This window comes from Ammoniphilus soli (assembly GCF_040813775.1).
The window spans coordinates 32,963-39,941 of record NZ_JBEGDL010000042.1; the positions used below are offsets into that span (position 1 = coordinate 32,963).

The following is a 6,979-nucleotide window of genomic DNA, read 5'->3' on the forward strand; positions in this document are numbered from 1 at the left end:
CATCCCTTCTTTTGCCTCTAACTTGGCTTTTGGCTTCTCTTTTTTAAAAGAATAATGAGGAGCAGGAAACCGGGGATCAGGATATGAAAAGGATACAGTAAATATTGATTGATGTTAGTTCCAACTTCTTTATAAAAGATATAGTTTTTAAAAAACAGTTTAACAAAAACGACCCATGCAACCGACAATAAACCAAGAGAAATATATTGACGCCTGATTTTAAATAAGGAATTGACTGCAGCTACCGTCGCGTTAAAAAAGATGGTCATTTTATAAAATCCCCCGATAAAAAGAACAGCACCGCCCAAAGCATCTAATCGTTGTATAAAATCCCCAATATTAATCTTTCTGATCACCCGAAACAGGGGAACGTTTTGTCGAGCAGCCGCTTCTGCACCGAGAACCATGATGATGATAAGAGTCGAAATGGTGACCATGATGCCAACGAAGACAATGGCAAAGAATGCTGTTTTTCGAACCTTTTCCTTGTCATTCAACATATGAAAATACATGAGAAAGACAACGGCTTCACCGAAAGGAAAAAATGTAACAAACGGCATGGCCTTTAATACAGGCCCCACTCCGTTTTCTAAAATGGGGGTCAGATTGCGGAAATCGGCATTACCGGATATCACGCTTAATAGAACAATACTAACTAAAAAGAAGATGTAATAAGGTGCAATGAGTTGAGCGGAACGACCCATAACCTCCACTCCTAAGATGATGCTCATGATGACCAAGGGTACGGTGGTTAACAATAAAGCATTTAAAGGTGTATCTTGCAGGAAAAACAAAATAAGCAATTCGCTTGATTCATATAAATTAAAGGATGCTGTATAAAAGAAATAGAGAGCGTACAGCAAAATAAATGGAATGGCTAACCATTTCCCTAAAACTGTATGAAAAATATCCGCCAAGCTTTGGTGAGGATATTGCTGGTGAATGCCGGTATACAACCACATCAAAAGAAATCCGATGACCATGGATAGAAGAATGACAATCCATGCATCTTGTTTCGCATCGATCCCGATAGCAAATAAAGTGGTTGTCCCGATTTGTTGCAAAATCATCAAGAGGAATAATTGGACTGTACTGATTTTTTGAATTTGGTTCAACAACTACCACCACCTTAGACCATCAGAACGGGCACTTTCCATCTCTGATCCAAGAAACCGGAATCTTAGAAACCCAACCAATTGCATGTTTCATTCTCTTTCTTTGTATAACCAAATGAATGCCTTTTCAAACGGTTTTTTAGATGCTTCGAACTCCATTATCAATGGCATAAAAGAATAGAACCGATGTCCCAAAGCTTAGGGAACATCGGCTCTATACATGATTTTGAAAGATCATCAGCTTTAAACGCTAAGAATGCTCTCCACCCGCGCTACAACATGTTCCACTGCAAAACCAAACTCTTTCATGATTTTTTCTCCTGGTGCAGAAGCCCCGAATGTAGATACTCCAATGATTGCTCCTTGACTCTGATCCAAAAAACCAGAATCTTGGAAAACCCAATCATTCGCAGGCTGAGCTGTTTCGGAAAAAAACACGAAAAACCTTGACCTCATCGGTCAAGGTTTTTTTATGCCTCACAGGATATTAGCTATGAAATGGCTGCAGGCTTGGATGCAGGTTTACTTTCGTTTTCTAGTTTGATTACCGTTTCTCTGCTGGTATCCACACGCTTAACAAATAACGCTAGGATGAGGGCAATGATATTCGTTGCAAAAGCCGCATAGAAAGCATATTGAATACCCGCCAATAAGGCTTGCTGCGTTAAGGCGGATGGATCTAAGCCCGTGAGGCTTAGGCTTTGGGCTTCTGCTTTGGTAACAGAGTTCATCAACGTAACGAGAATCGCTGTACCAATGGAGCCCGATACCTGTTGAGCTGTATTGTTAATGGCGGTACCGTGCGGATTTAAACGGGTTGGCAATTCGTTCAAGCCATTCGTCATAATCGGCATCATAACCATAGACATCCCAAGCATCCGCAGCGTATAAACAAAAATAATATAAGAATAGCTAGTATCGAGCTGCAGGTGGGCTAGCATGTACGTCGAAATGGCAGTCACCCCAAGCCCGATGAAGGATAGCATGCGCGGTCCAAATCGATCGAACAGTTTACCTGTAACGGGTGACATCAAGGCCATAATCACGGCGCCAGGCAACAGCATCAAACCGGAATGGAGCGGTGAAATCTCCCGTACGCTTTGCACATACGCTGGAGTCAAAATCATGCCCGAGAACATCGCCACCGCGTTTACGATCGAAATCACAGAGCCTAGAGCAAACATCGGGTACTTGTAAACACGCAAATCCAATAAGGGTTCATCCAATTTTAATTGGCGAACAACGAATACAAGCAAGGCGACTACTCCCGTGATGAGCGTAGTGAGGACGATGGGATCGGTCCATCCAGCAGCACTCGCGGAGCTGCATCCGTACAACAATCCGCCAAATCCAACACAAGATAAGACAACGGATAAATAATCAAGGGTGGCCGTTTCGTTTTGTTGCATGACATTTTCAAGCTTCCAAATCCCGAGTCCTAAACTGATCATGGCCAATGGCAAGATCATTTCAAAAAGGAGGCGCCAGTCGTAGTATTGGACAATGTAACCGGATAAGGTAGGTCCGATCGCCGGAGCCGAAATCATGACTAAACCAAAAATCCCCATCGCGGTCCCCCGCTTTTCCCGGGGAAAACTGACAAGCATGACATTCATGAGCAAAGGTCCCATGACAGAAGAACCTGCGGCTTGAACCATGCGCCCAGCCAGCAAGACCTCAAAGTTGGGTGCAAAGGCGGCGAGAGCTGTCCCTAACGCAAAAATCGCCATGGATGAAATGAACAGATGACGATTCGAAAAGCGTGTGACCAAAAAGGCCGATGCGGGAATTAAGACACCATTGACCAGCATAAAACCTGTTACTAGCCATTGAACCGTGGAGTAATCCGGAATCTCTAGACTGACCATGATCGATGGGAGGGCAACGTTTAATAAAGAGTTATTTAAAAAGGAAACAAAGGCCCCAACGAATAGGATAGCCAACATTACATAGGGTGTTTCTTTATGTTCTAAGGTTGGATTCACGTTCTCATCCCTCTGTCTATTATTTAATTTTCTCTGCCTGATTTATTTTATACCAAAAGTACAAAATATACAACAAAACTATACTTAAGGTACAAATCAGTTGTATTTCTTGTGCCAAGAAATCTATACTAGGGGTATAGCGTAGACAGGAGGACGGCATGAATACCCGAAAACGAAAAGTGGCCGACATGGCATTAAAATTGTTTGTTGAGAAAGGCGTTCAGCAAACCTCGATTCAAGAGATCATTGAAAAATCGAACATCTCTAAAGGTACGTTCTATAATTATTTCACCTCTAAAAATGATTGTATTGCGGAAATTTTAGAAGCCCTTCGCTATGATGCCAATCAGCAGCGGATTGCCATGCAAATCGGCAAAGATGCGAAAGATCGCGAAGTTCTGATTGAACAAATTACGATTTTAATTCAATTAAATGAAGAACGAAATTTACGCGTACTTTTTGAGGCCATTTTATCTTCCAATGAAACCGAGCTGAAAAAACTAGTGATGCACCATCGGATGATCGAATTGGAATGGCTAGCGGATCGTTTGATTGAAGTGATGGGAGAAGAAATTCGAGAATTCTCTTTTGAAGGCACCATCTTGTTTTATGGCATGCTCCAGCATATGTTATTTACCTTGCGCATTTCGAATTCCACCTATTCCTTGCATCATTTGGTCGATGTGATTTTGTCCTATCTCGAACTGATTATGCCTTATATGATGAAGCACAGAAGCCAGTTCTTAAATCAATCGGCGATGGATTTATTGCGCACCCATATCGATAAAAAGGCGATCACGATCACTGAAATAAAGACATTCGCCGATCAACTGCAAGAACAGCATCCCTTTAATGAAGAGCAGCAAGACCTATTTGAGGCTATTATGGACGAGTTACAGCGTGAACGGATCCGAAGGGTGGTAATTGAGCCCTTATTAAAACCTTTCCAGCTATTATTTGAAGAATCCCCCATCAAATCCGACGTGCACACGTTTACGAATATGGTCTGGTATTATTTAAAGTCCATTTAATTTATAGTCGGTGCCTGTCACTTGCCGAAAAAAGAGGGAAACCCATGCAACAGCTGATGTTAGCACCCAGGTGGGACGAAAAATCATTTTTAAGGAAATGAGGACTCAATAATAGTTGGAAATTCTCCACTTATTAATAAAAATCGTCTTAAATTTAGAATAGATAGATGGAAAAACTCCCACTAATTTCCCAAAAACACTTTATCTTTTGCTATTTTGAGGTCGTAGTTGGAGATTTTCCATTTATTTTTGCTAATCTCTGCCCGTTTTGTTAAATAGACGGACGTTTGACAACTATTTAATATCCTTTCAGTACCGTTCCCAAAATGAGACGATCAAATTAAGCCTCGTAAAAGCTTCCCCCCTGAGTATCCCTATACACTCCAACCCACATGGAGGATGCGTTAAGTTTCATGAATAGAGTGAATTCCCTCCTTTTCCCACTCATCATGATCCCTTACGCTGCCTTCCAGGCCTCCTAACCTGTGCGGTTTCCTCTTTGGAGCAGATAATATTGTGATTATTTTCACAATATGTTCTTATCCTATCCTTCCCCTTCTCCAAAAATGCGACCTTGGGCAAACAAAAAAAGCCCTATTTAGGGCAAGTGTTTGGAGTTGTGGATTAAGTTAAATTTTAACAACCACATATTGATTATTACCATAGGGATTCAGAAATATACGGTATATTACAATAAAAAGCTTACATCAAGTAAGGTTGTCTGTATCAACTCTCTTTTTAGGCAGAACCTCATTTTTCCATCCCTAAAATCCTCAATCCTAGTCCATATTATTAAATGGTTTTTTACCACTACTATATAAACGGAGGGAAACCGATGACAGTCGGAACTAAATTACAGCAAACATTGGCCAGTGCTGAAGGAGTTAAAGCAAATCTAAAATCATTTGCTCTGGATACAGATGATCAGCAAGCCAAGCAATTGTATTCTCAATTGGCCCAAACTATGGACAGCGTCATAAACAGCTTGCATAGTCGCGTTTCTTATGTTCAGCAGCAAGAACCCCAGTATCAGCAACAATCACAGTACAGGTAATTTTAACATGCTTAAAACGATATGGAACTCCTTCAATATTTTCGTGGCCACTATGCAAATCACGTATGCGATTGGATATACCATAAGGATTTTGCGGAAAAAAAGCTAAGATTTATCGGCTTTATGATCAATCGGGTGCCTCAGAATTTCAGACACCCGATTGGCTTTCAAATGATTCAACATTTCCTTGAAGAAAGCGAAATACCATTTTTTACGGAAAATATAAGAGGCTTGTTTGTCACCTATTAATGTAAATTTTCAATTACGACAGCATGAGCGATACAAGGGATGCTTTCTTTTTGTTGAAAACTTATCGGCGACAGCAATGCCCCCGTTGCCACGATCAATACTCTGTTCAATTCCCCTTTACGCATCCGATTCAAAATATGGCCATAAGTGACCGTGGCTGAGCATGCACAACCGCTTGCCCCTGCTTGAACCGGAGCATCTTCTTTGTAAATCAGCATTCCGCAATCCACATAACGATCGCCCAGGTCCAAACCATGCTTTTTTAACAAATCGCGGGCAATGGCATGTCCTACTCTGCCTAAATCTCCGGTTGCAATGAGATCATAATGTTCCGGTGATCGAGCCAGATCGCGAAAATGCGCTTCAATCGTGTCTACGGCTGCAGGTGCCATAGCTGCACCCATATTAAAAGGATCGGAAATGCCCATATCGACAATTCTCCCCATCGTTGCAGCCGTTACCCTTGGGCCATCTCCTTCTTTTCCAAGAAGAGCAGCCCCAGCCCCGGTTACTGTCCACTGAGCCGTAGGAGGCTTTTGCCCGCCGTACTCGGTAGGATATCGAAATTGTTTTTCTACAGAAGAATTATGGCTGGCGGTACCGCATAATACGTAATTTGCACCATTATTGTTGACTATAAATGATCCCAACGCTAGTCCTTCCATGGAGGTCGAACAAGCACCAAACAATCCTATATAAGGACAGCCGAGGGTACGTGCAGTAAAACTGCTGGAAATAATTTGGTTCATCAAATCGCCCGCAAAAAAGAACTGAACATCCTCTTTCTTTAGCTTTGCCTTATCAATGGCTTTTTCACATGCTTGTTCGAGCATTTTCTTTTCGGCTTTCTCAAAGCTATCCTGGCCTAGCCAAGTATCTCCGTGCAAGATGTCGAAGTCCTCGGCTAAAGGACCCTGCGCCTCAAAAGGACCACCTACTACACCTGTCGATAGTATGACGGGCTTATTGGGAAACTCCCATGTCTGATGACCATGGAGCATATCAGAAGCCTCCTAACCTGGTAAGAATGGTTTTAAGCAAAGCCACAACAAAGGCGGAAAATGTACCAAAAACGATCACAGAACCGGCCAATTTGAACATATTGCCTCCCACCCCTAGCACAAAACCTTCTGTCCGATGTTCAATGGCGGCCGAAGCAACCGAATTGGCAAACCCAGTCACCGGTACGGCTGTTCCTGCTCCCGCCCATTGGGCAAGATGATCATAAACCCCGAAACCTGTTAACAAGACAGAGATGAAAATCAAGGTTGCTACGGTTGGATTTCCTGCTGTTTTTTCATTAAAATCAAAATAAGTCATATAAAATTCGGATATGAATTGCCCTAGGAGACATATAAATCCACCCATTAAAAAGGCTCTCACACAGTTTAAGAAAACAGGCCTTTTTGGTTCCCTTCCTTTAGCAAAGATATGATATTCTTGTTGTGTAGGGGTTAATTTCTTTTTCTTTTTGTCAGACATGGCAGCTGATATCTCCTCATCGCTTTAATTGGACCCTTACATCTGTTATTACTCTTGTTAATT

General features: G+C 41.9%; 7 protein-coding genes. 2 read left to right on the forward strand and 5 right to left on the reverse strand.

Translation table 11 applies throughout. The features are described from left to right. Positions 1-17: 17 nt before the first annotated feature. From ABLT31_RS33770 to ABLT31_RS33780, 3 genes are all read right to left on the reverse strand, one after another. Positions 18-1,115, reverse strand: coding sequence for a GerAB/ArcD/ProY family transporter (locus ABLT31_RS33770; RefSeq protein WP_367759995.1), 1,098 nt, complete (start codon positions 1,113-1,115; stop codon positions 18-20). Positions 1,116-1,358: 243 nt separating this feature from the next. Then, on the reverse strand, positions 1,359-1,571 hold the full coding sequence (locus tag ABLT31_RS33775) for a hypothetical protein (RefSeq protein ID WP_367760019.1): 213 nt from the start codon (positions 1,569-1,571) through the stop codon (positions 1,359-1,361). A gap of 35 nt (positions 1,572-1,606) precedes the next feature. After that, positions 1,607-3,061: a DHA2 family efflux MFS transporter permease subunit gene (locus tag ABLT31_RS33780; RefSeq protein WP_462976572.1), complete on the reverse strand. Its 1,455-nt coding sequence runs from the start codon at positions 3,059-3,061 to the stop codon at positions 1,607-1,609. A gap of 197 nt (positions 3,062-3,258) precedes the next feature. Here ABLT31_RS33780 and ABLT31_RS33785 point away from each other — a divergent pair, with 197 nt between their 5' ends. Together ABLT31_RS33785 and ABLT31_RS33790 are read left to right on the forward strand one after the other, a co-directional pair. Beyond that, complete coding sequence (locus ABLT31_RS33785; protein ID WP_367759999.1) at positions 3,259-4,131, forward strand: TetR/AcrR family transcriptional regulator; 873 nt, start codon at positions 3,259-3,261, stop codon at positions 4,129-4,131. Positions 4,132-4,966: 835 nt separating this feature from the next. Continuing rightward, entirely contained in the window at positions 4,967-5,185 is a 219-nt protein-coding gene (locus tag ABLT31_RS33790; RefSeq protein WP_367760001.1) for a DUF1657 domain-containing protein, read from the forward strand. Between the two features lie 245 nt (positions 5,186-5,430). Here the strand turns inward: ABLT31_RS33790 and spoVAD are convergent, their stop codons facing one another. Beyond that, positions 5,431-6,435, reverse strand: coding sequence for a stage V sporulation protein AD (gene spoVAD / locus ABLT31_RS33795; RefSeq protein WP_367760003.1), 1,005 nt, complete (start codon positions 6,433-6,435; stop codon positions 5,431-5,433). 1 nt (position 6,436) lies between these two features. Continuing rightward, a complete protein-coding gene (gene spoVAC, locus ABLT31_RS33800) occupies positions 6,437-6,916 on the reverse strand; it encodes a stage V sporulation protein AC (protein WP_367760005.1) in 480 nt (159 codons plus the stop codon). Positions 6,917-6,979 lie beyond the last annotated feature (63 nt).

Coding starts and splice junctions, on each gene's coding strand:
- spoVAD (WP_367760003.1), bottom strand. CDS start 6,435: ATGCTCCATGGTCATCAGACATGGGAGTTTCCCAATAAGCCCGTCATA.
- spoVAC (WP_367760005.1), bottom strand. CDS start 6,916: ATGTCTGACAAAAAGAAAAAGAAATTAACCCCTACACAACAAGAATAT.
- ABLT31_RS33775 (WP_367760019.1), bottom strand. CDS start 1,571: ATGAGGTCAAGGTTTTTCGTGTTTTTTTCCGAAACAGCTCAGCCTGCG.
- ABLT31_RS33790 (WP_367760001.1), top strand. CDS start 4,967: ATGACAGTCGGAACTAAATTACAGCAAACATTGGCCAGTGCTGAAGGA.
- ABLT31_RS33785 (WP_367759999.1), top strand. CDS start 3,259: ATGAATACCCGAAAACGAAAAGTGGCCGACATGGCATTAAAATTGTTT.
- ABLT31_RS33780 (WP_462976572.1), bottom strand. CDS start 3,061: ATGTTGGCTATCCTATTCGTTGGGGCCTTTGTTTCCTTTTTAAATAAC.